Below are 17,608 nucleotides of genomic sequence, written 5' to 3'. Positions count from 1 at the left end.
CAGCTCGGGGCCATCCAAGGAAATTGGAAACGTCTCAGGAATGTCTATGGTCCCCTTTCTAGGGGGCATTCGGCATACTTTAGGGACATGCCAGGAGACGACGTTCATGCAACGCCACGATGGATTGCGTCGAAGCCAAGGTCGGTCAATTCGACTGTCCCAGCATCCGGGACGGTCACGTATCCAAGCTGCTTCAACTCGGAAATGGCCACGGCAACAGCGGGATCTGTCCCGAAATGCGCATCCAGTGTTGCCATTGTCATGCGGGCGCCGGGTTTTCGGTGGGTTTCACGAAAGTACCCAAGGATCTCGCAGGCTGTCTCGCTGAGCAGCATTCTCGCCTCCATCGGATCAGCTCCCGCTATTCGGCCACGTGGAGGCGGAACCCGGGATCGTTCGGGCGATCCTTCAATTCCAAACCGCTCATTGCGACATCGATCTCCTCCATGCTGTAAGCCATGGAGGGGGCCAGGTTCGTGATGTGATGATCCCATTGCATCCGGCAGGAGATGTAGGCCTCGGCACCGGCCTGCCCGTCAGCCGTGATCTGGATCCCTGCCTGCTGAAGCCCAAGCAGGGCAGCACGGTAGCGTGCTCGCCAGCGGTCTCGGGTCTGTCGGTCCGGTTGAGCCTCCCGGTCCGGTGCCCCATGCGCAAGGAAATTGTCTTCCAAGGTGGTGACCAGCATCATCGACGCTTCCCATAGTTGCGCGACGGCTCCTGCTTCCTTCAGCCAGCGGTCCTTCTGATCATCCAGGGCGCTCTTGATCAGGCTCACCGTGTCCAAGGCGACCAGCGTGGAACGGGACACCGAGTGGTATGGGTCACTGAAGCGGAAATAGAACAGCACCGGGTAGAAGTGATGTGCCTCCTTGGCGTGGGTCATCTCAACGGCGAGTTCCGACAGGTTCGTGTAGCCTCCACTGAACTGCCCCTGAGGTCCGAGACGTGCCAGCAATTCGGCGGCATCGCCTGTGCATCCTGAGAGGAAATGGATGTTCATGGCCAGCACGTTACGCCGCTGGAGCGCCGTATAGACCTGCATCAGATAGGTCAGCGTCAGCGACATCACCGACACGCCGATCAGCGAGTTGAACAGGAAGAGCAGCCGCGTCGGGCTCGTGTGTGGGGTGAAGTCGCTCGCACCGACGATGGCCATGCTGGTACCACCGGCATACATCGCGGTGACGAAGTCAGTGGGCGTCTCGCCGTTCGTGGCGCGGATGGACGTGCCGAGTTCCGGGTGCATGATCAACGCCGCCCCAAGCGTCAGCCCGAGAGCCCAGACCACAACCAGCAGCACGAGGATGACCGGACCGCAAAAGGACAGAGCGGCTTCTTGTCTGGAGCCGAAAACCTTTGAGCCTGTGACGAAGGAGGCCCAGACCAGTCGCCCGACCCTGGAGCCGATGATGCTGGTGCCGATCCGGGCGTAGAGCACGGTCAGAAAGATATCGAGCAAGATGATCAGGATCAGCAGTATCCCAAGGCCCTGCTCCAGTCGCCCCATCATGGCTGCCTCCTGTCATCCCCGCTACCTCATCAAGGTCGTTGGGGCTGCCCGGTCGAGCCGGTGGCCTCCCCGTTCTGTCCGGACTCGATGCGCCACAGCTGCGTCTCAAGGCGCGGGCCGGTCTCGGGTTTGAACCAGCTCATGTCCTGGATGCGGGAGCTGGTGACGTAGATCGTTCCGTCGGGTCCCTCAGAGAATGTATCGGGCCAGCGCAGCCGCTTGTCCTGGACAAGGGTGGTGATGCGATCCCCATCGCGGACCTTCACGGCATCCTGCTCGATCGCGCTCAGATAAAGCCGCCCGCGCCCGTCGATCCAAAGACCGTCCGTCGGCTCGGTTCCGGCGACACGCTCCACACGAGCTTCGAGGTCCTTCTCGGACAGACGTGAGTTCTCCAAGGCATCCGTTTGGATGCGATAGAGCGTCCGGCCGGTCAGGGCCTTCCAATAGAGCGTGCGCCCATCAGGAGAGAGCGCGATGCTGTCGGCGGCAAATTCGACCCCTCGCCCGTCGGGCCGGCGCAACTCCTGCCCATCGGTCTTCACCACCACATCCTTTTCCGGCTGCGTGCTCGGGTGGCCGTCAAGGACGCGTCGAGCCTTGCCGTTCTGCAGATCTACAACAACGAGAGCGCCCTTGGCCCCAGCATCGGTCAGGTAGGCATGCCGCCCATCCGGCGAAAACCGCACATCGTTCAGGTAGCTGCCCTGAGGGGCGACCGTCTCGTCGAAGTGGATCACCTGCGCAACTTTGTTCGTCTTCAGGTCGATTCTGACGAGCTTGGGCCCACCCTGCACAACAGGTGCTGTGGCTGGCGCGGCCGGATCGACGACCCAGAGATTGCCGTGCGCATCGGCCACGACGCTCTGGACGCACACGAAGTGATCCCCGGCTGACATCTGGTTCTTCTTGGCATTGCGCCAGGAATTCCACTCGTCATCCGGGTAGGGTTTGATCTGGCCGTCGCGCGTCACCTCGGCTACCGAGATCGGTGCATCCTCCGTCCATCGCGGGAAGTTGACGAAGATGCGCCCATCTTTCGAAACGCTCACTCCGGTCACCTGGTGTTCAAAGCTGGCGACCTGCTGCAGTTGCGCCGGCCCCTGAGATGGCGCTGCACTCTGCTGTGCCATGGATGTGGTGGCCAGAAGCGTTCCGAAGAGGAGAGTTACTGGTGTCAGCCTGAGCATGGTCGCCTCCATCGCGTGGCAATCGATCGTTTGGGATACGGCTGGCCCTCGCAGCGTGAACGCCGCTCGAGCGCAGCCATATCGGCGCTCGGTCAGTGAGGACGTGCCCTCTCTTGCGGGGCACGATCGGACACCGCTGCGAGGGGTGGAGCGGCCCGCATGTCCGGAGGAACCTGGAAGTCCTTGGCGGCGCCTCGCGCTGCCTGGACACCTTGCGGGAAGCCTGTCCGATCTCGGTAGGAGCGTGGCCGGCCACGGGGGCGGCTGTGGCGGGCCGTGACCCCCTGCGCGCCAATGATGTCAAGCAGCGTCACCCCGAGCACAGCCGCAAGAGCAATCCCGACATTGTCGCGCTTCGGATTGTCGTGCCGCATGGCCATCATCAGGGTGGCGATGTCGAGCCCGTCTCCGGCGACGCGACTCCACAATCCGAGATGCTTGTCGGGGGAGAGCGAGACGATGCCGTGCCCGAGTTCGCGGACGCCATACGCCCGCACAAGGCCTTCCTTACCTTCCATTCCAAGAGCCCGGGTGAAGCGCTCAGGCGCGACCAGCTCCGCTATACCCAGGCCGATGCTGAACCAGCCCAGCGCTTTGGCCATGCGATCAGCGGCCCCCAGCGAGCTGGGGCCGGAGTGGAGGACCTTCGGGTCGCCCTTGGACCGGGCGATGTTCGAGATGTAATAAGCCATGGCTTCTCTCCCGGTTCTTCAGGGCTTCAAAACGACCTTGATGCAGCTGTCCTGCTTGTCGCGGAACACCTTGTACATCTCGGGACCCTCATCGAGGCTGACCGTGTGGGTGATGACGAACGATGGATCGATCTGCCCCTCCTCGATGCGGCGCAGAAGATCATCGGTCCAACGGTTGACGTGCGTTTGCCCGGTGCGAAGCGTCAGCCCCTTGTTCATCAGCTGGCCCATCGGGATCTTGTCGACCAACCCGCCATAGACACCCGGGATCGAAATCACCCCGGCCGGGCGGCAGACGTAGATCATCTCACGAAGGACGTGCGGCCGGTCGCTTTCGGCTCCCAGCATCTGCTTGGCACGGTCGTAGACCGTATCCGGCATGGACGGCGAGACATGGGCTTCCATCCCGATGGCGTCGATGCACTTCTCCGGACCCTCGCCACCGGTGAGTTCGTTCAGACGCTCGATCACGCTCTCTTCATCGAAGTTGATGGTGATGGCGCCGCCGGCCTCCGCCATTTCCAGGCGTTCCGGCAAATGATCGATGGCGATCACCTGCTTGGCGCCGAGGAGGACGGCGCTGCGGATCGCCATCTGGCCGACGGGACCGCAGCCCCAGATCGCCACCGTGTCCGTTGGCTGGATGTCGCACTGGACGGCCGCCTGCCAGCCGGTCGGGAAGATGTCACCGAGGAAGAGAACCTTCTCGTCCGGGATCCCATCCGGCACCTTGATGTGCGTCGCATCGGCAAAGGGAACGCGCAGATACTCGGCCTGCCCGCCAGGATAGCCGCCGGTCAGATGCGTGTAGCCGAACAGGCCTGCGGTCGCGTGACCGAAGACCTTGTCAGCGAGATCCTTCTTGCGGTTGCTCCGCTGACAGACGGAGAAGTTGCCGCGCTTGCACTGATCGCACTCGCCGCAGATGATCGTGAACGGGACAACGACGCGATCCCCCTTCTTGAGCTTACCCCTCGCTTCGGGCCCGACCTCGACGACCTCTCCCATCATCTCGTGCCCCATGATGTCGCCAGGCAGCATGGCAGGAATGAAATTGTGGAACAGATGCAGGTCCGAGCCGCAGATGGCGCAGCTTGTCACCTTGACGATGGCGTCGCGCGGCTGCTCGATCTCAGGGTCTGTGACGGTGTCGCAGCGGATGTCTTCCTTGCCGTGCCAAACGAGAGCTCGCATGCCTTTCTTCTCCTCTTGTCCAACAAAGATGCAGAGGCTCCTGCGTCCGGAACTCGTTACGGCACGGGGCAGATCTCTGCGGGGATGGTCGTCAGGGCTCGTGGCCATGAACGTCTGCGCTGAGGGGAAGTGCTGCGGATGATCCCTGAGGGATATCCCGCTCTGCTTTGATGCAGCGCGGTTCTCCCGCTTTGCCCACCTCTGGCGAGGACAGCATTTTGAGCGGAACATTTCTGACAGATGATCAGGTTACGCTGCAGCCCTCACTGCCCGCTAGACCGGATTGGCCCGTACGCAGTGAAAACCCGTCCCCCAGCGGACAGGGCGCCCGGCAGCGGCAATCGGCGCACGCAACAGCCACAGCCGGCTGGATGCGCCGCCGAAGAGGGCCGCGGGTAAGTCGCGCTCTGCCGGGTTGCTTCGTGGGCGATGCGACCACCCGGGTTGATGCGGGCGATGGCTGGTGCGCTGAGAAATGCTCGTGACGCTTCAGCCCCGCAGTTCGGGCATGCGCATGGGTCCTGGAATTGCGCCATAGACTGCATTGCAGTGAAGGGCCCGCACCCTTGGCACTCGTAGTCGTAGATCGGCATGGCATCCTCACGTTCGAGCTCGTCGGGCGCGATGGGACGCAGGCCGAGCGCGTGACTGCCCGCCCAGCCCGGGCCAGTCACGCGGCGGGCTTGAGAACCACCTTGGTCCAGCCCTCGTCGCGCGCGTCGAAGTGCTGGTAGGCGTTCGGTGCTTTACCCAGTGGCAGCTCATGCGAGATGATGAAGGATGGCTTCGCGCGGCCAGTCGAGATCAGGTCTCGCAGCTGCCGGTTATACGCCTTCACGTTGCACTGGCCTGTGCCGATCGTCTGCCCCTTGAACCAGAAGAGACCATAATCGAAAACGATCTCTCCCTGCTTGTAGAGCGGGTCCTGGGGAGCCGGATCCTGGGGCACATAGACGCCGACCACGCCGATGCCGCCGGTGAATTTCACCGACCTTACCAAGTCGTTCATGATCATGTTGGGGTGCTCGTGACCCTCCGGGTCGTGGGCCTGGTAGCCGACGCACTCGCAGCCGCGGTCGGCGCCGATGCCATTCGTTAAAGCAAGGACTTGGTCCACTGGGGAGCCCTTGGAATCGTCAATGGGCAAGGCCCCAATCGACTCTGCGAGGCGCAGACGGTCGGGATGGCGGTCGACGACCATGACCATGCAGGCGCCCTTGATCATCGCGGCGTGAGCAGCCATGAGGCCGACCGGCCCGGCCCCGTAGATGACGACCGACTCGCCAGGACGCAGTCCTGCAAGCTCGGTGACGTGCCAGCCGGTTGGGAAGATGTCAGCCAGCATCACATAGTCGTTTTGTCGTTCCTCCGCGTCCGGTGGCAGCTTCAGGCAATTGTAGTCGCCATAAGGGACGCGAAGAAGGTCGGCTTGGCCGCCCCGATACGGTCCCATATCGGCGAAACCGTACGCGGCGCCGGCCATGTTCGGCACGACGCTTCGATCCGCCGTGGTCAGGCAGAACGCGCTCAAGCCCCGCTCGCAGTTCTTGCAGAACCCGCAGCCGATGTTGAAGGGGATGGCGACCCAGTCCCCAACCTTCACCCGATCGACCGCGTTGCCCACTTCGGCCACCTGACCGAGGTTCTCGTGCCCGAACACGCCGCCGCGCGGGAAGTCGGTCCGGCCCTCATACATGTGCAGGTCGGAGCCACAGATGTTGGTGCTGGTGATCCGTACCAGAACGTCGGTCGGCCTCTCGATCCGCGCGTCGGGCACGTCCTGTACCGCAACATCGCGCGGCCCGTTATAGACAACTGCTCTCATCGTGTTCTCCCAATCTGAAGCCGCATGCCCGGCAGGCGCGACTCGGCACCTTGGCGATGGCGTCGCGGGATGGTCGTCTGGGGTCGTGGCTCATGAACCACTGTGCTGAGGGGAAGTGCTGCGGATGATCCCTGAGGGACATTCCGCTTTGCTTTGCTGCAGCGTAATTCTCCCATTCTGCCGACACAGCGAGAAGAGCAACTTGAGCGGGACACTCCTGCCAGGCGGTCAGGTTTCGGGCGTGTCTGATCCCTGAGGCACCTTCGGCCCTGTGCTGGGCGGCTCGAACCCCGCAGAGGTTGCGACCAGCACGGCTTGCGACAGGGTCTGCACGCCAAGCCGCTGCATAACGTGGGCCCGATGGGTCTCTATCGTCCGAGGGCTGAGGCCGATGTCCCGTCCAATTTCCTTGTTGGTCTTGCCGGCCAACAAGCCTGCCAAGACCTCGCGTTCGCGGGCCGGCATCTCGGCGATGCGCCCTCGAGCCCGGTTGGCTTCCTGGTCCTGCTCGTCGACCTGGGAAATGTCAGCGGCTGCCGACGCAAGGGCAGTCAGCAACTCATCCGGAGTATAGGGTACCGGCAGGAAGTCCACGGCTCCAGCTTTCATCACCTGCACCCCATAGGTCACGTCGCCTTTGGCGTCGCCCAGAACGATCACCGGCAGGCCGATGCGCCGGGCCTTGAGCTCCCGCGGGATGGACAGACCGCCCGCCTCAGGCTGGCGAATATCGAGCACCACGCAGCCTAATACCAGGGCTGGGGCCGCCTCCAGGAAGGCCTTGCCGGACGGGAAGGCTCTCACATCATAGCCGGCGTTGCGCAGCCCTCGCGCCAAATCCTGACGCGAGGGCTCATCGGCATCGACCACATAGATGAAGCGCCCGTTATGGCGGGTGATGTCCTGGGCAATGCCGCCGGCGCAGCGGATCTGGCCCCGGGCGTCGCGAATGGGGAAGATGGTATCCCGGAGCCAACGCACCGCCCCATCAGAGCGGACGATGCGGAACTCTTCTGTGATGGCCTCTCCCAGCCTGACCAGGTCAAGCGCATCGAACACCCGCTGCCGGTCATCCGGATGGAGGAGGCGACCCCAGCGACCGTGATCGCCGAGCGTGCTTTTGATTGTTTCGCCCCAGATGGCCTCAAAGGCGGGGCTCAGGTATTCGAGCCGCATCGTCGCAAGGTCGAGGATCCACAGCACGTTGCTGGAGTTCGCGGCAAACTGCTGGAAGCGCTCTTCGCTCTCACGCAGGGCCACGTCGGCCCGCTTGCGTGCCGTGATGTCCAAGGCGGCTCCTATGAACGCAACGGGACGGCCATGCTCGAACGTGGTCCGGCCGTGGGTGGAAACCCAGCGCTCGACCCCATCCCCGATCCCGATGACGCGGTATTCGATGGCATAGATTCCAAGACCGGCAGGATCACTGCACTGGGCGATAGCGGCCTCGACGCGCGGGCGATCCTCGGGATGCATGCCGGACAGAAACACCTCCTCGTCGACATTAGCATCAGGCGGCAGCCCCCACATCGCCCTGAGCCGGGCATCCCAGTCCAGTGCTCCCGTGACAGGGTTCCAGGTGTATGGCGACAGACCGACGAGGTCGATGGCAGCCTGGAGGCGCGCCTGGCTTTCGCGCAACGCCTGCTCCGTCCGCTTCTCCTGCTCGACGACCTGCACCACGAAGACTGCACCCAGACCCTCCTGAGCGGTCTTGCGGAAGGGCGCGGCGCTCACCCGCGTCGTCCAGATCTCCCGCCCATCGGGGAGTGTGACGAGGAAGTCGACACCTGGAACAACCGTTTCCCCCCGCAGCGCCCGCGCGCTCGGATAGTCGGAGGGGCTGAGACGCTGGCCCTCAGGGGTGTAGCCCCGCCAGCGCTCGCCTTGGGTGGGATCTCTGGAGGGGATTTTATCAAGGGCGTATTGCTGAAGGATCTGGTTGCTCCGGACGACGTTCCCTCCGGGTCGACGAGGCCCACACCAACCGGCAATTGCTCCAGAATGGCTGCAAGCTTGATTTCGCTTTCGCGCAGGGCTGCCTCAGCCTGGACGCGCTCGGTGGTCTCGTGGATCGTGCACAGCACCCCGCCGACTCCCCCGGTTTCGTCACGGACGGGACTGTAAGAAAAGGAGAACCAGGTCTGCTCGGGGTAGCCTCTGCGCATGAGCGTGAGCGGCAGATCCTCAAAGTAGCTGGCTTCCCCTCGCATGGCCCGCGCGGCGATGGGGCCGACGATGTCCCAGGCCTCGGGCCAGACCTCCGGAAAGGACCGTCCGAGCGCATCCGGTTTTTCGCCCAGCATAGGGATGTAGGCATCGTTGTAGAAGCTCGTCAGTTCCGGTCCCCAGGCCAAGTAGGTGGGGAAGGCGGAGCTCAGCATGATGCTCAACGCAGTACGGAGCGACTGCGGCCAAGTCTCTGCCGGCCCGAGTGGCGTGGCAGCCCAATCGTGGGTCCGCACGCGTTCACCCATGATGCCGTCGTGGGGAAGGACTTCAGCAGCATTCATTTCGCTCCCCTTGGAAACACATCATGAGGGGTCTGTCGACAGGTCTCTACGATTGTGAGGCGGCTTGCCAACCGGACATGAGCTGCGCGTCTTCCCGGCCGATCCGTCCCACACCATTACATCACAGGAACCCAAAGCCCGTTCGACGGATCCATTCGACGACGGCGATTATGCCTGCGAGGTACCAGGCGTGCGGACCACTGGCGGCAGCAATCCGCCTTCATCACGTTCGAGGCGTCAGACCCCGCCGCGGCTGAGATTGAGCTCAGTTTCGGCAACATGCTACGCTCGCCCCTTGAATGCTACGCTTCAGCGCAGATGCTAAGCCCTGACCTGAAATGGAAAGGCTGAGGGGGTAGAAGCCAATCAGCAGATAATTGCGACCTGATAAGCGGATGCGTGTTGTTCTGGACTAGAAAGAGGTGGCTCCGAAGCCGCTTCGGCGCGACACCTCCAGTTGCCCCCAAGCTAGATGATCTGGAATGGGTGCCGGGCAAGCCGCCGGACTGCCGAGACCGCGACAGCAACACCGTCACCGGACGGCCTGTCAGACTCTTCGATGGTGGATCAGCAACTCGTTAACAAATCAATTTTGCTTCGAGAGCCTGCGGAGTTCACTTGGAAGAACGCCGTAAGCCGTTTTGAACCGGCGGCCGAAGTGGGTCATGTCCGTAAAACCCCAAGCGGACGCAATTTCACTGACGTTACGATGAGCTTGGAGCGGATCCCGCAGAGCCCTGTGGCAGCACGCCAGCCGCCGGGATTGGATGAGACGGACGATCGACGTGCCTTCTTGAGCAAGCAGCGCGTTCGCGTAACGCACACTCACCCCGGCCGCGGCGGCAATAGTCTCAGCGTCAAGCCCGGGATCAGTGAGACGTGCCTCGATTGCAGCGCGCACATTCAAAAGAGCGGACGCCTTGGCCGACGAAAGATACGGCCTCGGCCTCTCCTGCGTCTTGGCCAGCGAGACGGCTATGAGATCAAGCGTCTGATTTTTGACCGTCTCTACTGCGACCGTGCCCAACTGACCGGCGTAATCGGGCAGCATGGCCAGAAAAGCGGACGCCAAGCCGTGCTCCGCCTCCGCTGGCTTCATGGTCCGGGTGACCATGTCGGTTATTCTGCCGACACGGGCCTCCATAGAACGTCGGGGTGCCTTGAGAACCAGCAACTTCACACCCGCCGAGAACTTCCCTTCATACGGCAACAGGGGGTCGAGCAGCGTCATGTCGCCAGCCTTCATGTCAGCCTCGCGGCCAGCCTGCTCCAACACGAGTTGGCCCGAGATCAAGCGACAGACAAAAACCTCATCGCTCTGCATCCGAGCACAGTGGTCTCGTGTATGCGAGACCCTCATCGGCGCGGTCTCGAAGAGGACCAGGCCCAGGTCGGCCAAGGCACCGGCATGGAGTTCAGCCTCGAAGGTAGGGCGGCATTCAGGCGTGGCGTCATGAGAGATGAGATTCTTGCACGCGACACTGTGCCAGTAGTCAAACCGGTCGCGCGGATGGACCTGCGCCGTCGAGAAAAGCCTCTCCATCGTCTCCGCCCCTTCTCCGTGTTGAAATAGCCGAGCACTCGTACCATCCCAGCCGATCCGGGCGAGGCTTTTGTGCTTATAAAGCCGATAATTAGACGGTCCGCAACGACGCTATATCAGTCGAGCAGAGGTGGCTGCAACTGTATCCATGTCCAAGACTTTCGCCTGACTAGCACGGTAACACCGAACTGAGGGCTTCGATCCTTCCATGTCGTCCCGTTACTACTTCAACCTTACCAATGGGAGCCACTTCATTCACGACAGTGAAGGTTGCCAGTTGGAAGACATCAATTCCGCTCTCGCCTTTGCCAACAAGGCGATCAGGGAGCTCCGTGCTGAGGCTTCGTTGCCGTCTGAAGTTTGGCAAAGCTGGGAAATGGAAATCTGTAACAGCGCCGGCGAGGTAGTTTGGGTGGTCCCCCTGGAGCCTTTGCACGTGAAGAAGTGCTCTTTGCACTAAGAGAGCTATCTTTATCCCGGATCATTCAGCGCGACTGGTGTGGCTATGGAAGGTGATGACGATCCCATTGAGGCTCAGGAGATTGATCCGAGGAACGATGGCCTTGCCCATGTCCTCAGATGGATAGGATTGATTTTTGCGGTTGGCTGTCTCGCAGCGGCGGCTTTCGCGGTGCGCTAAACGCTCCGTTGAACTGCGGACAAAGCGAGACAAGCTGTGACTAAGCGAAGTGAGCAACGCAGGCACTATAGGCGGTCGTCAAACTTCAGCGCACGGGCTGTGTTCGGCAACCAATCTCCAGCTCTCGAATGCACTGTGCAGGACGTCTCCGCCAGCGCAGCTAAGATTGCATTTGCAGCAGCTGACGAGCTGCCCCCGGAAATTGTGCTGGCGGTCCCAGCGTTAGACCTGAGAGTCAAGGCTCGCTTGGTATTGAGCCAAGGCAAGTGTCATGGGGTCGAGTTCCTTTGGCCGCAGGGCGGTTGTGAGGACGCAGATGCACGGTTCGGTTTCATCAAGGCCATTTGGTCTAATCGACTCTCCGGCGGCAAACGTAGTCTTGTCCGCCAAACAATCGGGGGAATTTGTGCTCAAACCAGACCGCCTGCATGAACTCATTGCCATCAGAACAGCTCTCGGGCTCTCACAACCCGCGATGGCTCACCTTCTTGAATTGACCACCCGGGACTATCAGGCGTTCGAGTGGGGCGAGTGTGAAATCCCAAATCTCTACATCCTGGCCGCCGAGAGGATCGCAATGGCCCACGCCGTCCTGTATGGCGCTCCTATGAAGGCGCCTCCTGAGCTACGGGAAGAGGCTCTCGCCCTCACAAGGCTGATGGAATCCCAATTGCCTGCCGAGCCATCTGCCTCGTCGGCGGGTGGCTGCCTTATCGAACCGGTACAGTAACCCCATCAAATTGAGAACGCTTAAGTGCCGCCCTGCAGGAGCGCGCCACAGAGCATCAGCCCCGTCAGCCGGATGAGGATGTACAGGACAAGACTTTCGTTGGGAATCGGAGCTTCCGGGATATGGTAGACTTCATGAGCATATCGGAGCGTTATACCCAGTAATGCTCCAAGACCTGTTCCCATAGAACCAAGGCTTTAGGCGCATGTAACCGCTGCATTAAAGGCATGACGATAGTCTGATTTGATCTCTCCTTTGGCGCAGTAGACCTTTTTATTAGCTTTTAGCGGGGACCGTTAAGGGAGTAGGCTATCATCCCTGCTGCAGGTCTTCTGACTTTCTTCCAGTAACGCAATGACCCTTGATCCCCTCACGTTAGCCGCTGCCTTTGTGCTGCTCTCAGCCACGCTCGGCTTGCTCTTACTCTTCGCCTGGACGCACAACCGAAGAGTCCAGGCCCTGGGCTGGTGGGGAGCTACCTTCTGCCTGATCCCTATCGGAATCGGAATGGCAAACTTCGGACAGAGCTTGCCGAGCCATCTCAATCTGCTCATGGCGAATGCCTTTGTGATCTTCGGCTTCGGCGCCCTGTACGCTGGCTGCAGGGCCTTCAACGGCCGCACAGGCTGGTTGCCCGCCATCGGTCTCGGACCCGCTGTCTTGATTGGGGCTTTCCCATTCATTCACGAGTCCTTCAGCGCTCGGCTTGTTCTCCTGTCGTTGATTACCGGAACATCCGCAGCGCTGTCCGCCTGGGAGCTTTGGAAGCACGCTCCTCGTGGCTTGGCATCCCAGCAAGCGGCGGTCTTCCTTCTGCTGATCCTGGCTGCCTTCAACTTCTTTCGAGGACTGCTTGGGCTGTCGCCGGGCTCGACCGTCTGGCTCGATGCCTTTGCCGCCCGGTGGTCCCCGCAAATGGCGCTCTTTCTCGTGGTCTATGCTCCTGCGCTCGCCTTCCTCTTCCTGTCCATGGCCAAGGAGCACCTCGAAGAAGCCTTGCGCGAGAGTGAGGAGCACCACCGCTCGTCTGTCGAGCTCAATCCGCAGATCCCGTGGACAGCCGATCCGCACGGCAATGTGCTCGACATGTCTCCGCGTTGGGGCGAGTTGACGGGAATGCCTCCTGAGGAGGCGCTTGGGCAGGGCTGGACCACGGCCCTGCACCCGGACGATGTCCCCATTGCAGCACAACACTGGTCGGATGCTGTAGTCAGCCGCAGTCCTGTCGATGTCGCCTACCGTCTGTGCTTTGCCGACGGGAGCTATCGCTGGTTCCGCGCCCGGGCCACGCCCCGGCTTGGAGAGGACGGCGCCCTGATCCGCTGGTACGGCACGGTCGAGGACATCCACGATAAAAAGATTGCCGAGGAGCGTCTCCGCTGGGCCGCCTATCATGACGATCTGACGGGCTTACCCAACCGCAGGCTCTTCTTTGAGTGCCTGCGCGAGGCGCTTGACAGCAGTTCGGGACGACAGCGCAGGATCGGTCTGCTGGTCCTGGATCTGGATCATCTCAAGCAGACCAATGACCGGTTCGGTCACGATGCTGGTGACGCTCTTTTGAAGGAATTTGGCCAGCGACTGCGATGCATTGTACGCACCACCGACACCGTTGCGCGTCTGAGCGGTGACGAGTTCGCCGTCGTCCTGTCGGATGTTGTTGGAGTGGATGGAGTTGCGGCGGTGGCTCAAGCCATTCTGGTCCGAATGCAGGAGCCCCTGAGGCACAAGGGCAAGACGCTGGACTGCCGCACCAGCATTGGAGGCGCCATCTCCGGCGAGCACAGTCTGATCGCAGAGGAACTTCTGAAGCAGGCGGACCTCGCGCTGTACAGCTGCAAGGCAGCGGGCCGCAGCACGTTCGAGATGTTCAAGCCCATTATGCGCGATGAGGCGCAGAAAACAGCCTCGGCTCTGGAAATCGCGCGCCGAGCGTTAGAGCACGATTGGATCGAGCCCTTCTACCAGCCGAAAGTGGACCTAAGCTCAGGGAAGCTCGCCGGCTTTGAGGCGCTCCTGCGCTGGCGCCACCCCCGCACGGGAGCGCAATCACCTGATATTCTTGCTCCCGCCTTTGATGATCCGGAACTCGGCATTGCCATCGCTCATCGCATGCTCTCCTGCGTGGTCCATGACATGCGCCGTTGGCTCGATGCAGGACTCGACATCGGCCGGGTCTCAATCAATGCCTCTTCCGCCGACTTTCGCCGCGATGATTATGCCACGCAGGTGCTCGACCACCTGCGGGAGGCCGGCATTCCACCGAGCCGTTTTGGAGTAGAGGTGACCGAGACCGTGTTCCTCGACCGCCATATCGAGCATGCTCAGAAAACACTGCGGGCATTGAATGAAGGAGGAGTTTCGATTGCGCTGGATGATTTCGGCACGGGCTACGCTTCGCTGTCGCACCTGAAGCAGTTCCCGGTCCATGTTCTCAAGATTGACCGCTCGTTCGTGAGCAACCTGGAGACTGATGTAGGGGATGCTGCCATTGTCAAAGCCGTCTTGAGCCTTGGTCAGAGCCTCGGCATCAGGGTGGTTGCGGAGGGTGTTGAAACCGCTGCGCAGGCGTCGTTTCTCCGGGAGCACGGCTGTGACATGGGACAGGGCTACCACTTCGGGCGCCCCATGCCGGCCAGCGAGGCGGAGCATTTCCTGACATCATTGAAGCCTGACCCTCTAATCCCGAGGCCATGCGAACTTTGAGACCGTCTCTCTCCGGGAAACCATCAGCCTGTAGCACCCGCTGCGCTGTCTGGATGGCCGCCAAGCGAAATGCCTGAGACCTCCAAACGGCAACTCCGGGTCAAGCGAGAGCATACGCCAGGTACGGCGCCGTGCGGCTGCCCGATTCTTTTGCCACTACGCCCGGCGGCCCCGATGCAACCACCTGCCCGCCCTCATCGCCGGCCCCCGGACCGAGATCCATGACCCAGTCGCTTCTTGCGGCAACGCTCATGTGATGCTCCACCACGATAACGGTGTTGCCAGCATCGACCAGCCCATCGAGCTGGGCCACGAGCCTTTCCACGTCGGCTGGATGCAATCCGGTTGTCGGCTCGTCGAGGACATAGAGGGTATCGCCGCGCTGGATCCGTTGCAGCTCGGTCGCAAGCTTGATCCGCTGCGCCTCGCCTCCGGACAATTCGGTCGCGGGTTGGCCCAGCCGCAGATAGCCCAGCCCCACCTCGCGCACGATGCTGAGCGACCGATGCAGGTGGGATTCGTCGGCGAAAAACTCCCATGCCGTATCGACCGTCATGCCAAGCACATCGGCGATGGACTTGTCACGGTATTTGATCTTGAGCGTGTCGGCATTGTAGCGGGCGCCGTGACAGGTCGGGCACGGCGCGTAGACGCTCGGCAGGAACAGCAGCTCGACCATCACGAAGCCTTCACCCTCGCAATGCGGACAACGGCCCTTGGCGACGTTGAAGGAGAAGCGTCCGGCATCGTAGCGCCGGGCACGCGCCTGCTTGGTTGCGGCGAAGATCCGGCGGACATGATCGAAAAGGCCCGTATAGGTCGCCAAGTTCGAGCGCGGCGTGCGCCCGATCGGCTTCTGGTCGACGCGCACGAGCCGCTTGATCCCCTCCATTCCCCCAGCAATGCGGCCGCCGACGGCCGCGACCGCCGCCCGCTCGAGCGCCTCGCCTTCCTCTTCTGCAGGAATGTCGTGACCGAGATGCTCCGCCACCAGCTCGACCAGCGCTTGGCTGACCAGGCTCGACTTGCCGGAACCCGACACTCCGGTCACCGTCGTGAAAACACCGAGAGGAAACTCGACATTGAGGTCGTGCAGGTTGTTGCGCGTGACGCCGGCAAGACGCAGCGAGCCCATCGGCTTGCGCGGCGTGCGAGGTTGAACGCCGCTTTCACCGAACAGAAAGCGCCGGGTCTGCGATGCCTCGATCTGCCTGAGCCCTTCGGGCGGACCGCTATAGAGCACATGGCCGCCCTGCTCTCCGGCACCGGGCCCCACATCGACGATCCAATCCGCGTGACGGATGACATCGAGATTGTGCTCGACCACGAATTGCGAGTTTCCAGATGCCTTCAATTGTCCCAGCGCATTCAGGAGCGCCTCCGTATCCGCCGGATGGAGCCCCGCCGACGGCTCGTCGAGCACATAGACCACGCCGAAGAGATTGGAGCGCACCTGCGTGGCAAGCCGCAGCCGCTGGAGCTCGCCAGGCGAAAGCGTCGGGGTGCTGCGCTCAATGGCAAGATAACCGAGCCCGAGATCGAGCATGACATTCAGTCGGGCAACGAGGTCCTGCGCGATGCGCTGCGCGACCACCGCCTTTTCCGGGTGGTCCGCGTCCATCTTCCTCATGCGAGATGCCGTTCCATCCGCGTAAGGGCGGAAGATGTCGGCGAGACGGGCGAGCGGGAGGCTCGACATGTCTGCAATGTCAAGCCCCGCGAACTTGATGGACAGGGATTCCAGGCGCAGGCGCTTGCCGTGGCAGAGCGGGCATTCGGTGCTCACCATGTATTGCGCCACCCGCCGCTTCATCAGCGGGCTCTGCGTGGTGGCGAAAGTGTGCAGCACATGGCGCTTGGCGCTCGTGAACGTACCTTGATAAGCAGGCTCCTCCTTGCGCTTGAGTGCGCGCCGAACCTCCGCTTGAGTGTATCCCGGATAGACGGGAACAGACGGCTGCTCATCGGTGAAAAGAAGCCAGTTGCGATCCTTCTTGGGCAGGTCCCGCCAAGGTTGGTCCACATCGAAGCCGAGCGTGGTTGCGATGTCGCGCAGGTTCTGACCATGCCAAGCGGTCGGCCAGGCGGCAATCGCCCGCTCGCGAATGGTAAGCGTGTCGTCCGGCACCATCGATTGCTCAGTGACCTCATAGACCCGGCCGAGGCCATGGCACCGGGGACAGGCTCCCTCGGGCGTATTGGGCGAGAACGACTCGGCATAGAGGATCGATTGGCCACGCGGATAGTCGCCGGCCCGGGAGTAAAGCATGCGCAGCAGGTTGGACAAAGTCGTGACGCTGCCGACCGAGGAGCGCGTGGTCGGCGATCCGCGCTGCTGCTGAAGCGCGACGGCGGGCGGCAGACCTTCGACGTCGTCGACATCGGGGACCGGCATCTGATGGAACAGACGCCTGGCATAGGGCGAGACCGATTCGAGATATCGCCGCTGCGCTTCCGCATAGAGGGTGCCGAAAGCCAGCGACGACTTTCCGGAACCGGACACGCCGGTGAAAACAACGAGGGCATCGCGCGGGATCTCAAGATCGATGTTCTTGAGATTGTGCTCGCGGGCCCCGCGAACGCGGACGAACCCAGTTCCTTCCCGCACGGCCGTCGGAGATCGGAACTTGCTTTTCTCTGGCATTGCGTGGCTCTGCGAGATATCGGATCCGCAACGATTTCGGGGATCAAACGTTCCCGCCAGAGGAATAGCTTCCAACCCCGCGTGGCAGAATCGTTAAGAGAATGCTTGCCGGAAACAGGCCCTGTCGGTCAGCGCGAGGACTGTCATGAGACCATGTTGCGCACAAGGCGTATGGGTCACGAACCGGCTAACGTCAACTTCGGGTCAGGAACCCGGATTCCCTGCGCATATGTAACGTCCGATTGAACGAGGATTGCGGCCTTTTAGCCTAGGTATCAGGGTGCCAGGAGGGTCGTTTGCCTTAGCTCACGAGTGGAGCGTCGACCGAGCACACGACGCCTGTCTCAGAAAACTCGATCCGCACCTCGCCCGCGAGTTCTTGAGCCAGGCTGCGCTCAATGAGCCGCGTGCCGAAGCC

General features: G+C 61.9%; 14 protein-coding genes. 3 read left to right on the top strand and 11 right to left on the bottom strand.

Translation table 11 applies throughout. The annotated features are described in order from the left end of the window. Nucleotides 1–104: 104 nt before the first annotated feature. The 10 genes from JKL46_RS27475 to JKL46_RS27430 form a co-directional block, all read right to left on the bottom strand. Nucleotides 105–335: a hypothetical protein gene (locus JKL46_RS27475; protein WP_201839181.1), complete on the bottom strand. Its 231-nt coding sequence runs from the start codon at nt 333–335 to the stop codon at nt 105–107. Between the two features lie 26 nt (nt 336–361). Next, nucleotides 362–1,513, bottom strand: a complete 1,152-nt coding sequence (locus tag JKL46_RS27470) for a potassium channel family protein (RefSeq protein ID WP_201839180.1) — start codon at nt 1,511–1,513, stop codon at nt 362–364. A 29-nt stretch (nt 1,514–1,542) separates the two neighbouring features. After that, nucleotides 1,543–2,703 carry an SMP-30/gluconolactonase/LRE family protein gene (locus tag JKL46_RS27465; protein ID WP_201839179.1) on the bottom strand — a complete coding sequence of 387 codons (1,161 nt, stop codon included), beginning with the start codon at nt 2,701–2,703 and terminating at the stop codon, nt 1,543–1,545. A gap of 92 nt (nt 2,704–2,795) precedes the next feature. Continuing rightward, nucleotides 2,796–3,395 (bottom strand): hypothetical protein, encoded by a 600-nt coding sequence (locus JKL46_RS27460; RefSeq protein WP_201839178.1) that lies wholly within the window; start codon nt 3,393–3,395, stop codon nt 2,796–2,798. A gap of 18 nt (nt 3,396–3,413) precedes the next feature. Next, on the bottom strand, nt 3,414–4,589 hold the full coding sequence (locus JKL46_RS27455; RefSeq protein WP_201839177.1) for a zinc-dependent alcohol dehydrogenase: 1,176 nt from the start codon (nt 4,587–4,589) through the stop codon (nt 3,414–3,416). Between the two features lie 263 nt (nt 4,590–4,852). Continuing rightward, nucleotides 4,853–5,182, bottom strand: a complete 330-nt coding sequence (locus JKL46_RS36975) for an FmdB family zinc ribbon protein (RefSeq protein WP_201839175.1) — start codon at nt 5,180–5,182, stop codon at nt 4,853–4,855. Nucleotides 5,183–5,259: 77 nt separating this feature from the next. After that, nucleotides 5,260–6,414: a glutathione-independent formaldehyde dehydrogenase gene (locus JKL46_RS27445; protein ID WP_201839173.1), complete on the bottom strand. Its 1,155-nt coding sequence runs from the start codon at nt 6,412–6,414 to the stop codon at nt 5,260–5,262. A gap of 228 nt (nt 6,415–6,642) precedes the next feature. After that, on the bottom strand, nt 6,643–8,151 hold the full coding sequence (locus tag JKL46_RS27440; RefSeq protein WP_201839171.1) for a PAS domain-containing protein: 1,509 nt from the start codon (nt 8,149–8,151) through the stop codon (nt 6,643–6,645). Next, nucleotides 8,148–8,927 (bottom strand): PAS domain-containing protein, encoded by a 780-nt coding sequence (locus JKL46_RS27435; RefSeq protein WP_201839168.1) that lies wholly within the window; start codon nt 8,925–8,927, stop codon nt 8,148–8,150. Before JKL46_RS27435 ends, JKL46_RS27440 begins: the two co-directional genes overlap by 4 nt. Nucleotides 8,928–9,513: 586 nt before the next feature. Beyond that, the gene (locus JKL46_RS27430; protein WP_201839165.1) at nt 9,514–10,470 is read right to left on the bottom strand and encodes an AraC-like ligand-binding domain-containing protein; all 957 of its coding nucleotides are present in this window, start codon (nt 10,468–10,470) and stop codon (nt 9,514–9,516) included. A 208-nt stretch (nt 10,471–10,678) separates the two neighbouring features. Between JKL46_RS27430 and JKL46_RS36970 the strand changes: the two genes are divergently transcribed. The 3 genes from JKL46_RS36970 to JKL46_RS27420 all read left to right on the top strand — a co-directional run bounded on the left by JKL46_RS36970 (nt 10,679) and on the right by JKL46_RS27420 (nt 14,546). Next, the gene (locus JKL46_RS36970) at nt 10,679–10,930 is read left to right on the top strand and encodes a DUF6894 family protein (RefSeq protein WP_425493316.1); all 252 of its coding nucleotides are present in this window, start codon (nt 10,679–10,681) and stop codon (nt 10,928–10,930) included. A gap of 496 nt (nt 10,931–11,426) precedes the next feature. Continuing rightward, on the top strand, nt 11,427–11,840 hold the full coding sequence (locus JKL46_RS27425) for a hypothetical protein (RefSeq protein ID WP_246529566.1): 414 nt from the start codon (nt 11,427–11,429) through the stop codon (nt 11,838–11,840). A gap of 354 nt (nt 11,841–12,194) precedes the next feature. Next, a complete protein-coding gene (locus JKL46_RS27420) occupies nt 12,195–14,546 on the top strand; it encodes a putative bifunctional diguanylate cyclase/phosphodiesterase (protein ID WP_201839164.1) in 2,352 nt (783 codons plus the stop codon). 100 nt (nt 14,547–14,646) lie between these two features. On the opposite strand, the gene JKL46_RS27415 is transcribed toward JKL46_RS27420, so the two are convergent. After that, on the bottom strand, nt 14,647–17,190 hold the full coding sequence (locus tag JKL46_RS27415; protein ID WP_201839163.1) for an excinuclease ABC subunit UvrA: 2,544 nt from the start codon (nt 17,188–17,190) through the stop codon (nt 14,647–14,649). Between the last annotated feature and the right edge of the window lie 418 nt (nt 17,191–17,608).

The sequence above is a fragment of the Microvirga zambiensis WSM3693 genome (genome assembly GCF_016735695.1).
GTDB classification, from domain to species: Bacteria; Pseudomonadota; Alphaproteobacteria; order Rhizobiales; family Beijerinckiaceae; genus Microvirga; species Microvirga zambiensis.
This window is presented reverse-complemented; position numbering and strand designations above follow the sequence as displayed.

Bases quoted from the DNA above. Each gene is read 5' to 3' on its own strand.
- JKL46_RS27475 (WP_201839181.1), bottom strand. From the start codon at position 335: ATGCTGCTCAGCGAGACAGCCTGCGAGATCCTTGGGTACTTTCGTGAA.
- JKL46_RS27470 (WP_201839180.1), bottom strand. From the start codon at position 1,513: ATGATGGGGCGACTGGAGCAGGGCCTTGGGATACTGCTGATCCTGATC.
- JKL46_RS27465 (WP_201839179.1), bottom strand. From the start codon at position 2,703: ATGCTCAGGCTGACACCAGTAACTCTCCTCTTCGGAACGCTTCTGGCC.
- JKL46_RS27460 (WP_201839178.1), bottom strand. From the start codon at position 3,395: ATGGCTTATTACATCTCGAACATCGCCCGGTCCAAGGGCGACCCGAAG.
- JKL46_RS27455 (WP_201839177.1), bottom strand. From the start codon at position 4,589: ATGCGAGCTCTCGTTTGGCACGGCAAGGAAGACATCCGCTGCGACACC.
- JKL46_RS36975 (WP_201839175.1), bottom strand. From the start codon at position 5,182: ATGCCGATCTACGACTACGAGTGCCAAGGGTGCGGGCCCTTCACTGCA.
- JKL46_RS27445 (WP_201839173.1), bottom strand. From the start codon at position 6,414: ATGAGAGCAGTTGTCTATAACGGGCCGCGCGATGTTGCGGTACAGGAC.
- JKL46_RS27435 (WP_201839168.1), bottom strand. From the start codon at position 8,927: ATGAATGCTGCTGAAGTCCTTCCCCACGACGGCATCATGGGTGAACGC.
- JKL46_RS27430 (WP_201839165.1), bottom strand. From the start codon at position 10,470: ATGGAGAGGCTTTTCTCGACGGCGCAGGTCCATCCGCGCGACCGGTTT.
- JKL46_RS36970 (WP_425493316.1), top strand. From the start codon at position 10,679: ATGTCGTCCCGTTACTACTTCAACCTTACCAATGGGAGCCACTTCATT.
- JKL46_RS27425 (WP_246529566.1), top strand. From the start codon at position 11,427: ATGCACGGTTCGGTTTCATCAAGGCCATTTGGTCTAATCGACTCTCCG.
- JKL46_RS27420 (WP_201839164.1), top strand. From the start codon at position 12,195: ATGACCCTTGATCCCCTCACGTTAGCCGCTGCCTTTGTGCTGCTCTCA.
- JKL46_RS27415 (WP_201839163.1), bottom strand. From the start codon at position 17,190: ATGCCAGAGAAAAGCAAGTTCCGATCTCCGACGGCCGTGCGGGAAGGA.